This window comes from Mangrovimonas sp. DI 80, assembly GCF_001975575.1.
Lineage (GTDB): Bacteria > Bacteroidota > Bacteroidia > Flavobacteriales > Flavobacteriaceae > Mangrovimonas_A > Mangrovimonas_A xylaniphaga.
Genome location: NZ_MSDT01000005.1, coordinates 1 through 17,123 on the forward strand (window position 1 = coordinate 1; position 17,123 = coordinate 17,123).

The 17,123-nt window shown below is 38.4% G+C and carries 11 protein-coding genes; 9 read left to right on the forward strand and 2 right to left on the reverse strand.

The features are described 5' to 3' along the window. Positions 1-201: 201 nt before the first annotated feature. Positions 202-1,788, forward strand: coding sequence for an alpha,alpha-trehalase TreF (gene treF, locus BKM32_RS09705; RefSeq protein ID WP_076663643.1), 1,587 nt, complete (start codon positions 202-204; stop codon positions 1,786-1,788). Between the two features lie 37 nt (positions 1,789-1,825). Here the strand turns inward: treF and BKM32_RS09710 are convergent, their stop codons facing one another. Next, positions 1,826-2,551: an acetolactate decarboxylase gene (locus BKM32_RS09710; RefSeq protein ID WP_076663644.1), complete on the reverse strand. Its 726-nt coding sequence runs from the start codon at positions 2,549-2,551 to the stop codon at positions 1,826-1,828. Between the two features lie 135 nt (positions 2,552-2,686). Further along, on the reverse strand, positions 2,687-3,532 hold the full coding sequence (locus BKM32_RS09715) for an MBL fold metallo-hydrolase (protein WP_076663645.1): 846 nt from the start codon (positions 3,530-3,532) through the stop codon (positions 2,687-2,689). Between the two features lie 210 nt (positions 3,533-3,742). Here BKM32_RS09715 and BKM32_RS09720 point away from each other — a divergent pair, with 210 nt between their 5' ends. From BKM32_RS09720 to BKM32_RS09755, 8 genes are all read left to right on the forward strand, one after another. Further along, positions 3,743-4,927 (forward strand): Pycsar system effector family protein, encoded by a 1,185-nt coding sequence (locus tag BKM32_RS09720; protein WP_076663981.1) that lies wholly within the window; start codon positions 3,743-3,745, stop codon positions 4,925-4,927. 11 nt (positions 4,928-4,938) lie between these two features. After that, positions 4,939-7,284 carry a hypothetical protein gene (locus BKM32_RS09725; protein ID WP_076663646.1) on the forward strand — a complete coding sequence of 782 codons (2,346 nt, stop codon included), beginning with the start codon at positions 4,939-4,941 and terminating at the stop codon, positions 7,282-7,284. Positions 7,285-7,297: 13 nt separating this feature from the next. Beyond that, positions 7,298-10,954, forward strand: coding sequence for a metallophosphoesterase (locus BKM32_RS09730; RefSeq protein ID WP_076663647.1), 3,657 nt, complete (start codon positions 7,298-7,300; stop codon positions 10,952-10,954). A gap of 210 nt (positions 10,955-11,164) precedes the next feature. Beyond that, on the forward strand, positions 11,165-12,640 hold the full coding sequence (locus BKM32_RS09735; RefSeq protein ID WP_076663648.1) for an alkaline phosphatase PhoX: 1,476 nt from the start codon (positions 11,165-11,167) through the stop codon (positions 12,638-12,640). A gap of 123 nt (positions 12,641-12,763) precedes the next feature. Then, on the forward strand, positions 12,764-13,462 hold the full coding sequence (locus BKM32_RS09740) for a response regulator transcription factor (RefSeq protein WP_076663649.1): 699 nt from the start codon (positions 12,764-12,766) through the stop codon (positions 13,460-13,462). Continuing rightward, positions 13,452-14,810, forward strand: coding sequence for a HAMP domain-containing sensor histidine kinase (locus BKM32_RS09745; protein WP_076663650.1), 1,359 nt, complete (start codon positions 13,452-13,454; stop codon positions 14,808-14,810). Before BKM32_RS09740 ends, BKM32_RS09745 begins: the two co-directional genes overlap by 11 nt. A gap of 103 nt (positions 14,811-14,913) precedes the next feature. Beyond that, a complete protein-coding gene (locus BKM32_RS09750) occupies positions 14,914-15,414 on the forward strand; it encodes a hypothetical protein (protein WP_076663651.1) in 501 nt (166 codons plus the stop codon). Positions 15,415-15,423: 9 nt separating this feature from the next. After that, positions 15,424-17,112 carry a SulP family inorganic anion transporter gene (locus tag BKM32_RS09755; RefSeq protein ID WP_076663652.1) on the forward strand — a complete coding sequence of 563 codons (1,689 nt, stop codon included), beginning with the start codon at positions 15,424-15,426 and terminating at the stop codon, positions 17,110-17,112. The last annotated feature ends 11 nt before the right edge of the window (positions 17,113-17,123 follow it).

Consider the following 17,123-nt stretch of genomic DNA (forward strand, 5'->3'; position numbering starts at 1 on the left):
CGACAGAGAGTTTGTTGGACATTTTACACTGTATAGATAATAATAAGAAATTGTCATAGCGACATAAAAAGCTAAGTTTTCAGATTAAGGTGTATACAGGATTGTGTACGGAGTGACTGCCCCAAAAGGGGCAGTTTCTTTTTTGTAGGTTTTCCTATTGCTTAAAAAAGCGTATTTTAAAGGAAGCTTAAACCTTGATATATGAGATTTTACATTTGGGTGCTGTGCTTTTTGTTGTGGTCTTGTAAAACGGAGACCACTTCGAGTGTTTTACAAAAGGAACTGCAAAAAACGTCTTATAAGGCTCCAAGTGAAGTGTTAAAGGATTTATTTGTAGATGTGCAATTATCGGATGTGTTTGGGGATAGCAAGACTTTCGTGGATTGTACAGCCAAACTGCCTTACGATTCCATTTTAGAGATGTATCATAGAGAAAAAACGACGTTAGATTTCAAATTTGGAAAGTTTGTAGCTGATAATTTTGAACTTCCTAAGGAGCATCAATCAAGCTTTGAATACGATGCTCAAAACACAGCAAAGGAGCATATCGAAGATTTATGGCCCTATTTAACCCATGTAGCTGATACAATGCACGGGAGGAATAGTTTGATATCTCTGCCCAATGCCTATGTAGTGCCTGGAGGACGTTTTCGGGAGGTGTATTATTGGGATTCCTATTTTACCATGTTGGGCCTTGTGGAAAGCGGAAAGTTTGCAACCATCGAAGCCATGTTGGATAATTTTGCTTACCTCATTGATGTTTTTGGACACATTCCAAATGGCAATCGTAGTTATTATATCTCAAGGTCGCAGCCTCCCTTTTTCTCTCAAATGATTGAACTTTTTGCAAGTTATAAAGGAGATAGTGTCTATCTGAAATATCGAGAAGCATTACGCAAGGAATACGAGTTTTGGATGGCTTATGACAATTCAGAGAAAACTTATAAGCATTTAGTTTCTACAGAATTTGGATTAATGAATCGTTATTATGATGCCTTAAACAAACCAAGGGATGAATCATATAAAGAGGACTACAATTTGAAGAATGAAGGAACAACGGATTCCTTATTTTATCGACACGTGAGGGCAGCCGCAGAGTCTGGCTGGGACTTTAGCTCCCGTTGGTTGAGAGATGCCTCCCTTTTAAACACAATGAATACTTTGGAGATCCTTCCAGTTGATCTCAATGCTTTACTCTATGGGATGGAGACAGTGTTGATTAAGTGTTTTGAAAACGAGGACCCTAATTTTATCCTAGAATTAAAGAAGAGTCAGCAAAATAGAATAGAGTTTCTAAACACCATCAGTTGGAATCAAAAATTGGGAGTTTTTGAAGATTACAATTGGCTGGCTCAACAACCAACTGGGCGTTTGTCTTTGGCTATGGTGTATCCCTTGTATTTTAAAATGGTTTCACAAGAGCAGGCCGATGCAGTTGCCAATGTTGTTTCTACCCAATTCCTGAAACCAGGAGGGCTAGTGACGACCAATTATCCTACAGGACAACAGTGGGATGCGCCAAACGGATGGGCACCTTTACAATGGATGGCTGTAATAGGGTTGGAAAATTATGGTCACCATGACCTAGCAAAGACCATAATGCAGCGATGGGTGGCTTTAAATGAAAAGGTGTATGCTGCTACAGGGAGGTTTATGGAGAAATATAATGTAGAAGACCTTACTTTGGAAGCAGGTGGAGGCGAGTACCCTTTACAGGATGGCTTTGGATGGAGTAATGGCGTGTATTTGGCTTTTAAGCAGAAATTAGAAAAGGCCAATCACAAATAATTTATTTGAGAGTGGCCTTGAAATTTACAGATGGTATTTATAGTTTCGGTAAATACAATACCATATTTTCTATTTCTATATCATCCAAGTGGCCCATTTTTTTTCGGTCTTGGGTAATAAGGTGCATGTGCATAAAGGAGTCATGGTGTGTAAAGATTCCTTGGTGTTCGGTTGAGAAAAAGCCAACGATGTCTACAGTTTCATTTTCCAATGGATAATTAACCTGTCCTTGGTGGGCTTCTTTAGGAGAGGATACTTTAGAGCCCTCTGGCAAGTTTTGTATATGTATTGTGGCCTTAGATGCCTTTCCTCGCATTTTAAAGGTAAATGGTCGCTTAAAGGCTTTGGTGTTACTATCAATGAAGAGTTCCAATTGCGTTAAGGTTTTTAGAGAGGTTGGGAGTTCGATGGTTTCCCACTCTTGTATGTTGGCATGTACAAAAAAGGGAGCCGATACATTGTATGATTCCTCCACTACCATAGTAGAATCGGAGGTGACTTTAGAAACATAACTGTGTCCATCAAAAATAGTCAGTTCTCCAGTTAAAAAACTTTTGGGGCCAAGACCGTAGAGTCCATTCTTGTTAGCTATGGTATCCAATAAAATAGCGCCATCCAAAGCGCCGTCCCACATGACATTTTTCATAGCGCGAACAATAGCGATATCAGGGTAGGTTTCGGAAACTGTAGGAGTATTAGAATCTGTTTTACAGGCAAAAAATGTAAGGGCGGTTATTCCTAAGAGAAGCTTTTTATGAATCATAGTGATAAGGGTTGCGATGTTCAAAGTAAAAATAAGGAGCTATTTTCGATTTTTAATATTGAATTTTAGAAATATTTTACGTATAAATAGTTGATTGTTAATTATTTGCATGGTTGTTTTTGATGTGTTAATTACCTATTGGCCAATGGATTTTTCCATAAGAATACGCCATACATTCATAGGTAGCCATTGGTCGTAGTTTTTAAGATGGGCATATTGAGGAAGCTTTACTGTGGTTGGAATGTCAAAAAAAGGCGTTTTGTTTGCGAGCTCCTTGTCAACAGCATCATATAGTGCCTTGAAGTATTCTTGCATAAAAGTGACATCTTTTCTCGTGCCTTCTACTCGCATGTGTGACATGTATACTTTATCAAATTTCAGTTTTTGGATGTGTTCCAAGCTTTCTACCCAATGTTTGGGCTTAGCATCTGGCAGATAGGCATACAGCACACGGTCTGGTACCACAAGGTCTACAATAAAAACTGCATTGTGCTCGGCAAATCGGAATACAGTCATGCCTGCGCCATGGTTTGGCCCAAAATAGAAGAGTTCCAATATTTGACCATTTCCAAAATCGTAGGAGGTAGTGGTGCCCTGCCAAGTCTCGGTTGGAGTGACCACAGCATTATTGGGTGTGATGCTGTTTTTGGCTTCAATATGGCTTATGAATTTTGTGTTAGCATTTTGGAACACCTTTCCGCCACTAATATGGTCCCAATGGTTATGGCTATAAAACACCTTGGAAATGGGCTTGTTGGTAACTTTTCTAATGGCTGCCAAAGTAGCTTCTGCTCTTGGAGCATCTAAAGGATCTATGACGATAACAGACGCTTCCGTGATATAAAAACAGGAAAATGCACGATCACCTACAAAGTAAAGGTTGTCCGCCACTTGAACCGTTTTTATTTCCTGAGCTGCTGCGTCGAAAAGCGAAAACGTACAACAAAAAAGAAGTGTCAATATATGTTTGGCCACTGTCATGTGATAGGTGTTATGGATATCAAGCTAAATTAGTGAAATAAAAACAAGCCTTTTCCTTTGGGTTATAGGAAACGGAGATATTGGGATAATAGTATTTAAAATCCTTGAAGTATGTTGTGAAATAACCTAAAAATTAAGGGGTGCTACTTTATAAATGTGACCAAAGTTACCAAGGGTATTTTTGTAGCCAAATTTCGTTATCTTTATTTTATGAAAGAAGCACTTCTACAGCAGGCTGAAGACTTTGTAAGTCAGCTTTTTGAAACGAAACTGTCCCCTAAAAACTTTTATCACAACATAGAACATACGTGTAGAGTGGTAGAAGCGGTTACGCAATTGAGTGCCAAGGAGGGCCTTAATGACACGGATGCTTTTTGGTTGAAAATGGCTGCTTGGTTCCACGATACGGGCTTTATAGAAAAGGATTTGGGCCATGAAGAGGTAAGTGCTGCTTTGGCCAAACAGTTTTTAGAGTCCAAGAATGTATCCCACGATGACATTACAAGGGTGGAGCAACTTATTTTGGCTACCAAAATGGATAAAAAGCCTGCCAATGCACTAGAAGGATTGATTAAGGATGCCGATTGTGGGCATGTGGCTTCAGAGGCCTTTTTTGATATTTCAGAAAAACTGAGACGAGAGGAAAAGTACAAAAAGGAAGAGGAGATTACGGAGATGGAATGGCTGCAACAGAACAAGCAGTTTATGAACAAACATCGGTTTTATACGGATTATGCGCTTTCAAAATGGCAGCCAATCAAGGAAATGAACAACTTTGAGCTGGACCAGAAAATCAGGAAAATAGAAGATAAACAGCGTAACAAAACCAAAAATAAAGGTTTTGGTAGAGGGGTAGATACCATGTTTAGGGTCACCCTAAAAAACCATATTGAACTTAGTGCCATTGCCGATACCAAGGCCAATATTTTACTTTCGGTAAATGCCATTATCATTTCGGTGGCGCTCTCTGGATTGGTGCCAAAATTGGACAATGAGTCCAATACTTTTTTGGTATATCCTACACTTATATTAATGATTTTTAGTGTGGCTTCGGTAGTATTGTCGGTGCTGTCTACACGCCCGAATATTTCCAACGATGCCAATTTTAACGAAACCCTAACCCGCGATTTGATTAAGTCCAAACAGACCAATTTGCTGTTTTTTGGCAACTTTTATAAAATGTCGTTGCAAGATTTTGAATGGGGTATCGACTATTTGATTCAAAATGAAGATGTATTATACAATTCCATGACCAGAGATTTATATTATTTGGGATTGGTCTTGGAGCGTAAGTATCGCCTGTTGCGCATCACCTATACAGTATTTATGATAGGCATTATTATATCGGCACTGTCTTTTGTGATGAGCTATCATTTTTTGGCGAACATTAAGTAACCTAATAGCCTATGGAAAAATTTAACACAGGACCTTTTAAACCTATTATCTCATTTAGATACTTAAAGGATCGCTTTGAGGGCTTGTTGGATTCCAGTAATTCAATGGAGCGTTTTCAAGCAGAACAGGTATTGGCTATTTTTGAGCAATGTCCAGCCTTGATAACGGGCACCTCTTCTACAGAGGAATTTGATGCCTACCGAAAGGAAATTGATCAGGTCATGGCCTTTCTGTTCCCGGCGGTTTTGGGCAGTAATGAGATCAAGGCTGCGGTATTTCCATATTCCAATCAGTTTTTTTACGTTTCCGAAAGGTTTAAAGAGATTAACAATCATACCATTTCGAATACAGGGGAAGCCCTAAGAAAGCTTTATAAGGAATCCGAAGAGGCGCTAAACCTTATGCCATATGCCATCATTCTCAATAAACACTACGGTTTTAATGTCGATTTTGGAAAACCGAAACAAATTAGTTTACAGGACGAAGAAGGAAATACAAAGGTTTATAGGGTAACTTACAATGCCGATTTTATAGATATGTATCCCAATACCAGTGCGATAGAGATTACGGAAGATATCTTGAATGAATTATTGACCAATGCCCATGATACCAGTGTTTGGGGACGCTATTTCCCAAAGGATTCTTGGACGGTGGAAGGTTTCGGTATTGTGAATATGATAGATGTAACCTTGGACCATCAAATTGAAGCTTTTAAAACCCATCTAATTCAACCGGGTAAAGAGAGTTACGAAGCCATAGTTGAAGATATCAGAAAGATTTTTGGCATAGAGGATTTGGAGGTTGGTAGTTACAAGGTAGACGGCAACCAGCTTTTACCTCCGTTTGATAAAGGTTTGGGAGCTCTGACATTGAAAAAGGGAGATAAGCTTACCTGTAGCAATTATGCCTGTAAATACATCTATAAACGTTTGTTTGTGGAGCACCAGCCAGTGATCATTCCAAATATAGATCGTTACCAAAAAGAATCAAAAGGGAATCGTTTGCGGGATTCCTTAGTGGAAAAGGAATTGAAAAGTGCGGTGCTACTGCCTATGGTAATTGATGGAGAACTTCAGTTTATTATAGAATTGGCCACCTATCAGGCCAATCAGCTTAATGCCATTAATATGGTGAAGTTGGATAGCATTATGCCGTTTATATTGAGTTATGTAAAACGTACCATTACCGAGTATGAAAATGAGGTGAGTGCCGTGATACAAAACGAGTGTACCTCTATTCATCCTTCAGTGCAATGGCGTTTTGTGGAAGAGGCCAATGCCTATATTCAAAATAAAAGTTTGGGTGAATCGCCAACCTTCCATGAAATTGTATTTGAAAATGTACATCCTTTGTATGGACAAATAGATGTTGTAGGCTCATCTGATGCTAGAAATAGAGCCATAAAACAAGATTTGTTGTTGGCCTTGCAGCAGTCCAAATTGATCCTGCAGGAATTGATAGCCAGTCAAAACATGCCATTTTACGAACAGTTGGTGTATCAAATAGACAAGCATGTTTTTGAATTGGAAGCAGATTTTCATAGTAATACGGAACAGGAAATTCACCTGTTTTTTGATCAACATATCTTGCCATTGTTTGACCATTTGATTGCCTCGGGTACACAAACCGATTCTGTAAAGGCATTCTTGAAATCCTTAGATGAAGAAACAGGATCGCTTTACCTTGCCAGAAAGGATTATGACCAAACGGTTAACCTGATTAATAAAAAGCTTTCGGCATTTTTGGATAAACAGCAAGAAAGAGCTCAGGCAATCTTTCCTCATTATTTTGAAAAATTCAAAACAGACGGCATCGAGCACAATATGTATGTTGGGCAGTCTATTGCCGAGCATGGCAATTATCATGAGTCTGTTCTGTATAATCTAAGGTTGTGGCAGCTTCAGGTGATGTGCGAAATGGAAGCCATGTACTACGATCAGCATGACAAGTTCCCAATTCAGTTGGAAGTGGCCTCTTTGATTTTGGTTTATGATGTGCCTTTGACCATTCGCTACCGTATTGATGAAAAGCATTTTGATGTGGATGGAGCCTACAATGTGCGCTACGAAATGATTAAGAAGCGCATTGACAAGGCCCATATAAAGGGAACCAATGAGCGTTTGACACAGCCCCATAAGTTGTGTGTAGTGTATTCCAGCAATGAAGTAGAACAGGAATATCTCAACTATTTTGAGTTTTTACAATCTAAAAAATATATAGGCAGTTCCATAGAAATTGTGGAATTGGAAGAACTTCAAGGAGCCAGTGGCATTAAGGCTTTGCGGGCAGAAATCAATCCTAACCTTAAAAAGTTGGGAACTTTGGCCTCTATTGCCGATTTGGAAGTTTCCCTATAAGATATCCTTTTCTATGAAGTACAAATTATTTGTTCTCCTTTCTGTAATGTTGGTTGGCTGTGCAAGCCATAACTATTTTTATGATCAGCCACAACCTGAGCAGATTCAGCATGTAGATAAGGAAACGCTTAATGTGTTTTTAATAGGGGATGCGGGAAAACCAGATGATGATGGAGGGCCTTCGAGGTCATTGAATGCACTCTATAATAATTTTCAAGCCGCCGATGAAAATGATATTTTAATGTTTCTTGGGGATAATATTTACCCCAAAGGATTCCCTGATAAAGACCATAAAGGACACGAAGCAGCCGAAAAGGCTTTGCAGCTACAAACGGACATTGCTGCCAAATTTCCAGGAAAGGTCTATTTTATTCCTGGAAATCACGACTGGTACTCTGGACTTGATGGCTTGAAGCGTCAAGAAAAGTATGTAGAAAAGGCTTTGGGTAAAAATACCTTTCAGCCAGAAAATGGCTGTCCTATTGAAAAAGTGAACCTTAGTGATGATGTGGTATTGTTGTTAGTAGATTCGCAATGGTACATTACCAATTGGAATAAGTTCCCGACCATTAATGATGAATGTGACATCAATACTAGAGCCCTTTTTTTGGATGAGTTCAGAAGTGAAATTAAAAAGGCGCGGGGGAAAACCACTTTGGTGGCCATTCACCACCCCATGTTTACCAATGGTCCTCATGGCGGGCAGTATACGTTTTTAGACCATATGAAACCTTTACCTGGTTTGGGAACTTTCAAGAATATTTTGCGAAGTACTTCTGGGATTTCCAATGCCGATATTTCCAATTGGTTTTATAACGATTTGCGTAAAAACTTGATTGCAGCAGCCCAACAAAATGACAAGGTGATTTTCCTTTCCGGGCATGAACATAGTATACAGTTTCTTCAAAGGGATAATTTAACACAGATCATTAGTGGTTCAGGTTCCAAAGAAACGGGAGTACGATATAGAGAAGGTGATTTTGGATGGGGAAAGTACGGTTTTGCACTTTTGAACATTCATAAGGACCAATCTACCGACGTTCAGTTTTTTGAAACCTATTCCAACAACTGTGTTTTCAAAAAGCAGATCCACCAAGCAAAACAACATTCTACTGTGAATTATCCTGAGCAATTTCAGGATTCCATTTTGGCTTCGCTATATTCTAAAGAAGAAACCGAGAAATCTAATTTTTATAAATTCTTGTGGGGAGAACGCTATAGACAGTATTACAACACTCCGGTTACAGTCAAAACCGTCAATTTAGATACTTTGTATGGAGGGCTGATTCCCATAAGAAAAGGAGGGGGTACACAGTCACGTTCTTTGCGCTTGAAGGATGCCGATGGGAAACAATATGTGATGCGAGCAGTGCGTAAGAGTGCCACCCAATACATTCAGGCTTCCATGTTCAAGGATCAATATGTAGAAGGCCAATTTGATGATACGGCCAGTGAACAGTTGGTGCTGGATGTTTTTACGGGTGCCCATCCATATGCTCCTTTAACGGTTGGTACGTTGTCTAATGCGGTTGGGGTGTATCATTTGAATCCAAAATTATATTATGTACCAAAGCAAATTGCCCTTAAGGAGTTTAATGATGAATTTGGGAATGAACTGTATCTTTTGGAAGAGCATGGCTCCGATGGGCACATGCATCTTGCAGAAGGAGGATTTACAGGGGATATCATCAGTACTTTGGACGTTATCAAGGAAGTGCATTCCGATGAAGATGTGAGAATTGACCAAATACATTTTGTGCGTTCCAGATTGTTTGACATGCTCATAGGTGATTGGGATAGGCATCATGACCAATGGCGTTGGATGGAATTCAAGGAGGACGGTAAAAAGGTCTATCGTGCTTTGCCGCGCGACAGGGATCAGTCGTTTAGTATGATGTCGGAAGGTTTTATGTTAGGGGCAGGGGTGACTTTGATTCCTGCCGCTCGAGTCTTGAGATCGTATACACCGGATTTGAAGGATGTGAAAGGTGTCAATGCGGAGCCTTTTCCTTTGGATATGGCATTTTTGGTAGATGTGGATAAGTCGGTTTGGGACGCTCAGGTGGCCTATATTCAAGAGCATGTTACCGACGAAGTGATAGAAGAGGCCTTTGCCTATTTGCCTAAGGAAGTTCAGGATGAAACCGTAGACAGAATCAAACGTATTTTAAAACAGCGTCGTTCTAATTTACAGATAATTTCCGATAGGTATTATAAGTTGATTAGCCGATTTGGGGTGTTGACAGCGACCAATAAGGACGATTATATTTTGGTGCAAGCTTTGGAGGATGGCAAGGTTGAAGTAACCGTACTCAGGAAAAAGGATGGAACTGTAAAGGACCAATTTCACCATAGAATTTATGACCCTAAAGAAACTAATGAAATTTGGATTTATGGTTTGGATGATGACGATACCTTTGAAGTGAAAGGGAAAAGTAAGCGAATCAAAATTCGGTTGGTTGGAGGACAGAACAATGATGAATTTATTGTAAAAAAAGGAAAAAACGTGGTCATCTATGATTATAAGTCCAAAAAAAACGATTTGAGTCAAGCTAAAAAGGCTCACATTAAATTAAGGGATGACTATAATACCAATGTTTACGATTATAAAAAGATCAAGAATAATGTCAATCAATTAATTCCAATTCTGGGAGCTAATCCAGACGATGGTTTGAAAATAGGGATATCGGATACTTACACTAGATACGGTTTTGAGAGAAATCCTTTTACTTCACAGCATAAGTTTCGGGCCGCCTATTATTTTGCTACAGATGGTTATGAGTTATTGTACAGGGGAGAATTTGCCAATGTTGTGGGAGGTTTAAATCTGCGTTTTAATGCAGGTTTTCAAAGTCCTAATTACACGTTAAACTTCTTTGGCTATGGTAATGAGACATCGAATTACGATGATGATTATGGACTGAATTACAATAGGGTTAAGGTCCGGTCCTTTTTGGTGGCACCAGCTTTGGTTTGGAATTCAAAACGAGGAAGTGAACTTAGCCTTGCTGTAGGGTATGAATCTACTGAAGTCCATGATACACAAAACAGATATGTGTATGAGCATAGTGGAGAGTTGCCGGAATATATTTTTGATGAAGTTCAGTTTGGAGGGGTCAATGCACGCTATCATTTTGTGAATTATGACAGTAGAGCCTATCCAACTATGGGTTTGTTGTTCAATTTGGACTTGGGTTATAAACAGAATTTGGATAAGGGAAATAGAGGCTATGGGTATCTTATTTCAAAACTCGGCATTGCCCATAAACTAAACCCTTCTGGCAAGTTGGTTTTGGCCACAACCTTGAAGGGACATATCAATATGGGAGATGATTTTGAATTTTATCAAGCGGCAGCTATAGGTGGCTTGGACGGTTTAAGAGGTTTCCGAAACCAACGCTTTACAGGAAAAATAGCCTTTTATCAGAATACGGATGTGCGATATAGTTTCAGTAATTTAAAAACAGCCTTGGTTCCTATCAAAATAGGGATGTACGGAAGTTTTGATTACGGACGCGTTTGGTGGACTCATGAAGATTCTGATAGATGGCACAATTCTTATGGAGGTGGTTTGTTTGTAAACGGTGCCGATTTGTTGACTGCCAATCTTGGGGTATTTGGTTCGGTGGATGGGCCTCGTGTAAGCTTTGGACTAGGTTTTGGCTTTTAATAGTTCTACAGGGAACTTTTTTGTTTAATTTTACTTTTTTAACTGATTGACAATGTTTTATTTGGAATGGTTTTAAACAATTCCTTAAAATTTACATTGATAACATTTTCGAAACAATTTTTTCATTTAATACCAATTTTTAGTTAACCACAGGGAGGATTTGTTGAAATATTTTTATCAAAACATTAATCCATTCTAAAAACTAAAAAAATGAAAAAAATTTTCTTTTTATCGTCTTTGGCAGTTTGTTCATTGTTGTCCTGTGACAATGAGGTAGCTAAAGAAGACCTGGCTCAAAATGTAGAGGTTGCTTCTGCAGCAAAAAAGCCGGGAACCATCCAATTCCAAAGTTATTCTTCTACACCTTCTTTATTGGAGGTGAAACCTGGGTTCAAAAACATTGAGATTTATCCTATTTTATCTTCAGAAGATGTCCTTGAAAACTCTCCTGAGTTCGTTTACGGATCCATGGCAGATGGTGCTGGACTTTTGAAAAACGACGAGGGTACTTATACATTGATCAATAACATAGAGGCAGACTATTCTATCGCCAGAATTACCTTGAATGAAAACTTTAAGCCAGTTCATGGTGAATATATTTTAAATGCTGAAGCAACGGGGTCTACTGCACAGTGTTCTGGATCTTTGATTACTCCAGAAGAACATGGTTTTGGACCGCTTTATCTTTCTGGAGGTGAATGGGGAGGGGCTTCCAAAGGAGTGTTTGTAACCAATCCTTATAAAGATGCCAACGATGCTTCTGTAGCCACTATGTTACCAGCTATGGGGCAATGGTCTACAGAAAATGCGGTTGCTATTGGTAAGGATGCCTATCCAGGAAAAACCGTGGTGTTTATTGGAGATGACCATTCAGACAACGTAGTACCTTCAGGTCAATTAGGGATGTATGTAGGTAATATGGGCGATTTGGACGGTGGAAACCTTTATGGCTTGAAAGTGACAGATCCTAATGTGGAATTTGAAATGGACATGGAACAAGGCCAATCGTATCCAATGGAGTTTGTACAATTGGAAGAAACTGAGATCAACCTTTTGGATGCTGAATGTAAAGCTAAAGGAGTGATGGGATTCTCTAGGTTGGAAGATATCGATTGGAGAAAAGGTTCTGCTGAAAACAACAGAGAAATCTATTTCTGTGTAACAGGAAGAAAAAAGAATGATTTGGTAGGGAAAGGTTCTATCTATGGTCGTGTTTATAAAGTAACTTTAAACCCAGAAGATCCAACACAAGCAGGAACCATTACTTGTATCTTGGATGGTGATATTGTTGATGGAGAGGCTAAAAGATTCCATAGTCCAGATAATATTGTGGTAACTGAAAATTATATCTACATCCAAGAAGATCCAAATGGATATTGGGATTCTGCAGACAAACAGCATTTTGCCTCCTTGTATGAGTACAGCTTAAATTCATACCAATTGAAAACCGTTTTGGAGTGTAACCAAACAGACGCACAGGAATTGGGTTATGGTACGACCAACAATGCTTGGGAAATCACTGGAATGATTGATATCTCAGATGTTGTGGGAGTTGATAAAACCTTCCTTTTGATTACTCAAAACCACGGTTGGGTAGATCCAAGTTTTACAGATCCTAATGCCAATCCTGTAACGGCTTCCAATGAAGGAAGTATGTTGTATGTAGTTAAAGGATTGAAAAGATAGTATCAAGCTTTTTGAATATGCAAAAGCCTGACTTTATAGTCGGGCTTTTTGTTTTTAAGAGGTATAGGAACACTGTCTATCTTAAAAAAATGAATTATTTTAGAGAAGCAAAAGCATCAATCAATGGTTGAAAATATCCTAATTGTTGAAGACGAATACAATGTGGCCACTTCTTTGAAAAAGGGGTTGGATGAATCAGGGTTTGAGGCCATGATAGCTTATGATGGACCCACTGCTTTTGAGTTGCTGAAGCAAAAAAAAGTAGACTTAATCTTGTTGGATGTCATCCTTCCTGGAATGAACGGTTTTGATATTTCCAAAGAAATCAAGACTATGGGGTTTGGGCATATACCAATAATTTTTCTTTCTGCTTTGGGTACTACAGAGAATATAGTGAAAGGTTTGGATACAGGTGCCGATGACTACATGACCAAGCCTTTTAAGTTTTCAGAATTATTGGCCCGAATAAGGGCGGTTTCTAGGCGCCATCAAAAAAAGGCAGTAACAAGTTCTGTTCTGTCCATTTCCGATTTAGAATTGAATTTAGACACAAAAATTGCCTCTAGGTGTGGAAGTGAAATAAAATTGACTTCCACCGAATACCGTTTGCTTGAGTACTTTATGAAAAATAAAAACAAGGTACTTTCACGGGTAGACTTGTTGGAAAATGTTTGGGATATCAATTTTAATATGGGAACCAATGTTGTAGATGTGTATGTTAACTATCTAAGAAATAAAATTGACAAGAAGTTTAAGTCTAAATTAATCCATACGGTAGTTGGGATGGGCTATATTTTAAAAGTTTCGGAAAATGAAGATTAGGAATAAAATAGCCTTAATCTTTATGGGGTTAGCAGGGGCTTTGCAATTGTTGGCCTTTGTATTGGTGTATTTCCTCGCCAAAAATTACTTTGAAGATAGCTTTAGCGATCGCTTGGCCAAAAGGGCTTCTATAGCTGCAAAAGCGTATGCCGATAAAGATGAACTCAATACGCCAATTTATGAAGATATCCGTAACAAGCATTTACAGAAGCTTCCTGAAGAAAAAGAATATATTTTTTCTGTAGAGCAAGGTGATATAACTGGTTTGGATGAGCTTCCTCCTCAAGTTTTGGAAAACCTCAGAAAAGGTGAAGTGTACGAAACCAAAATAGAAAATGTTTTCTATGTGGGAAGTATCCAAGAAGATAATCAAGGAGATTTTAATCTGGTATTGTCTGCAGTTGATATTTATGGCAATATGGGGTTAAATAACCTCCGGAATATCTTGATTTTGATTTATTTGTTCAGTAGTGTTTTGTTGTATTTCCTCGGGAAGTACTTTGCGAGCAGGTTGTTGAGCCCTCTTTCTAAAATTGTTAAGAAAACCAATTCTATAAGGGCTAGTAATCTTTTTGAACGGTTAACGGTAAACAATAATAAAGATGAATTGAATGAACTGTCCAAAACCATAAACGATATGTTGGATAGGTTGGAAACTTCTTTTGAAGTGCAGAGCAATTTCATTAACAACGCATCGCACGAACTTAAAAGTCCGTTGACAGCTATTCTAACTCAAACAGAAATAGCCTTGATAAAGGAACGGAATCCAGAGGAATACCAAGATACCTTGAAAGGAATCGAACAGGAAGCTCAACGATTGGATCTACTAATAAACAGCTTGCTGAAGTTTGCACAGACCAATCAAGGAAGTGAAGGGCTTATTCAAGAGGTGAGATTGGATGAACTGGTTATGGAAGTGATACAGAGTATGGATTTAATTCGTCCCGAACACCAAATTCAACTGGATTTGAGCAGTGTTCCCGAAGATCCTGACAGTTTGGTTGTTCAAGGAAATTATGGGCTGCTTAAAATAGCGCTCAACAATGTCTTGGATAATGCCTGTAAGTTTTCGGACAATAAAAAAGTTGTGGTTAAAATTACATTCAATGAAAACAATTCAATAATTACAGTTACAGACCAAGGGGTGGGCATTCCTTCCAAAGACATCAAAAATATCTATCAACCTTTTTTTCGAGCGTCCAATGCACGAAACGTAAAAGGATACGGATTTGGATTGCCCTTCACTAATAAAATACTAAAACTTCATGGAGGGAATATTGAAGTTTATTCAGAGGAAGGTAAAGGGACTATTTTCTCGTTAATAATTCCCAGGGCTTCATTGTCATGATGGCGCTTTCTACTTGGGTTTTAAAATTCTAATCGTTTTCTAATCTCGTTCTTAAACGGCTCTAATTTGGCTGTAATACGTTTGTATTGTAAAAATTAGAGCAATGAAAACCGTATTAATACCAACAGATTTTAGTGAAAATTCGTTGCAGTTATTGAAAAGTGCTGTCTTGAATTTTCCTGAGGATACCTTGAGCATTGTGTTTGCTTCAGGTTATAGAATTGGTGAATCCTTGTTCGATTACCTGAATTTATCGAACACTAGAATTCTTAATTCCATAGTATCTCCAGGGTATTTGGAGGCGCAAAAGCAGTTGTTCGAAGATCATGGCTACAAGGTGAAAAATGTTCAGAATGTAGTTTTTGATGGAACAAATAGATTTGCATTTAAGGGGTTTATGGAAATATACAGTATTGATGAAGCACTGATTCCGAGTACGAGTTATAAAAATTTTGCTTCTAAAAGGTGTTTTGATATCTCCCCATTTATAAGAAATAGTGACATTAAATATATAGAAGTTAATAGCAATAATGCTGTTACTGAGAATGAAAGGAAATCTGATGGGATTTTGGATACACTTTTTCTGAAGTTACACTTAAAATAAACTATTGATATGAAATTATTGGATACAACATATTTAAAATCTGACCTGAAATCTGGGTTAGTTGTATTTTTGGTAGCCTTACCACTTTGTTTGGGAATAGCCTTGGCAAGTGGCGCACCTTTGTTTGCAGGTATTATTTCTGGTGTAGTGGGAGGTATCGTGGTTGGGTTTTTAAGCAATTCACCTTTAAGTGTTACAGGTCCTGCGGCAGGGTTGACAGCCATTGTTCTTACAGCTATTTCAACTTTAGGCTCCTTTCAGGCATTTTTATTGGCTGGGGTTATTGCTGGGGTGCTTCAGATTGTGTTGGGGTATTTAAAGGCAGGTGTTATTTCAAACTATTTGCCTTCCAATGTTATTGAGGGAATGCTAGCAGGGATAGGAATTCTAATTATTTTAACCCAATTGCCTCATGCTGTAGGGTATGATGTGATTAATGAGGGAGATTTTTTTCACGTTAACAAGGAGGGAAGGCATGATTGGTTTTCCACAATAATTGATGCCATTAATTATGTGCATTTGGGTGCTGTGTTGGTAATGTTAGCCTCTCTTGGAGTAATTATTGCTTTTAGAAAAGTGCCGAGATTACAAAAAATCAAGTCGGTTCCTAGTTCCTTGGTCGCAGTTTTGGTTGGGGTGGCCATCAACGAAGTGTTTGTATATACAGGGTCTAGTTTAGCTATAAGTTCAGAACATTTGGTAAGCTTACCTATACCAGATTCTATGGCCGCGTTTTGGGGACAATTTAGTTTGCCAGATTTCACCCAAATTGTGAATCCACAGGTATGGGTAGTGGCCCTAACTATTGTAGCTGTAGCAAGTATAGAGACACTTTTGTGTATTGAAGCTTCTGACAAATTGGATCCTCTAAAGCGTTATACCAATACCAATAGAGAATTGAAAGCTCAAGGGGTTGGAAATATGCTGAGCTGTATGATAGGAGGGATTCCAATGACCTCTGTAATTGTAAGATCTTCGGCCAATGTTGATTCGGGAGGAAGAACCAAGTTGGCAACGATTTCACATGGATTTTTTTTGTTGCTAGCCGTATTGGCCATTCCTAGTATTTTGAACAAAATTCCACTGGCTTCCTTGGCGGCAGTATTGATAGTTATTGGATATAATTTGGCAAGTCCAAAAGTGTTTATGCACATGTGGAGAAATAGTAAGAAATTTCAATTTATTCCTTTTGTCGTTACCGTAATAGCTATTGTATTGACTGATTTGTTGATTGGGGTTACCATTGGATTGGCTGTGAGTATATATTTTATTTTAAGAGGGAATTTGAAATTGGCCTATTTCTTTAAGAAGGACGAACATCCAGAGGGTAAGACCATTCATATGGAACTGGCCCAAGAGGTATCCTTTTTGAACAAGGCAGCAATTAAGCAGACTTTTGCGCATCTCCCGGAAAATAGCCGTTTAATTGTAGATGCCTCAAATACAATTTATATAGACCATGATGTATTGCAGCTTATAAAGGAATTTGCAAAAACAGGTTCCAAAGAAAAACATATAGACATTAGTTTGGTTGGGTTTAGAAGTGAATATAAAATAGAAAATTCTACAACTCATCTAACTTCTATAATATCCGATAATGAACCTCCCGTTTCCCCAATGACTCTCAAAAACGGAGTGAAAGTGCCTTCCAATGTTCTTATTATTAAAGATCTTGTTAAAGCCGAGAAGCTAAACTAAATTGTTTGTTT

What these genes read in the sequence shown, in the direction of transcription:
- BKM32_RS09715 (WP_076663645.1), bottom strand. Translation starts at nt 3,532, where the DNA reads ATGACAGTGGCCAAACATATATTGACACTTCTTTTTTGTTGTACGTTT.
- BKM32_RS09730 (WP_076663647.1), top strand. Translation starts at nt 7,298, where the DNA reads ATGAAGTACAAATTATTTGTTCTCCTTTCTGTAATGTTGGTTGGCTGT.
- BKM32_RS09745 (WP_076663650.1), top strand. Translation starts at nt 13,452, where the DNA reads ATGAAGATTAGGAATAAAATAGCCTTAATCTTTATGGGGTTAGCAGGG.
- treF (WP_076663643.1), top strand. Translation starts at nt 202, where the DNA reads ATGAGATTTTACATTTGGGTGCTGTGCTTTTTGTTGTGGTCTTGTAAA.
- BKM32_RS09725 (WP_076663646.1), top strand. Translation starts at nt 4,939, where the DNA reads ATGGAAAAATTTAACACAGGACCTTTTAAACCTATTATCTCATTTAGA.
- BKM32_RS09755 (WP_076663652.1), top strand. Translation starts at nt 15,424, where the DNA reads ATGAAATTATTGGATACAACATATTTAAAATCTGACCTGAAATCTGGG.
- BKM32_RS09735 (WP_076663648.1), top strand. Translation starts at nt 11,165, where the DNA reads ATGAAAAAAATTTTCTTTTTATCGTCTTTGGCAGTTTGTTCATTGTTG.
- BKM32_RS09720 (WP_076663981.1), top strand. Translation starts at nt 3,743, where the DNA reads ATGAAAGAAGCACTTCTACAGCAGGCTGAAGACTTTGTAAGTCAGCTT.
- BKM32_RS09740 (WP_076663649.1), top strand. Translation starts at nt 12,764, where the DNA reads ATGGTTGAAAATATCCTAATTGTTGAAGACGAATACAATGTGGCCACT.
- BKM32_RS09750 (WP_076663651.1), top strand. Translation starts at nt 14,914, where the DNA reads ATGAAAACCGTATTAATACCAACAGATTTTAGTGAAAATTCGTTGCAG.
- BKM32_RS09710 (WP_076663644.1), bottom strand. Translation starts at nt 2,551, where the DNA reads ATGATTCATAAAAAGCTTCTCTTAGGAATAACCGCCCTTACATTTTTT.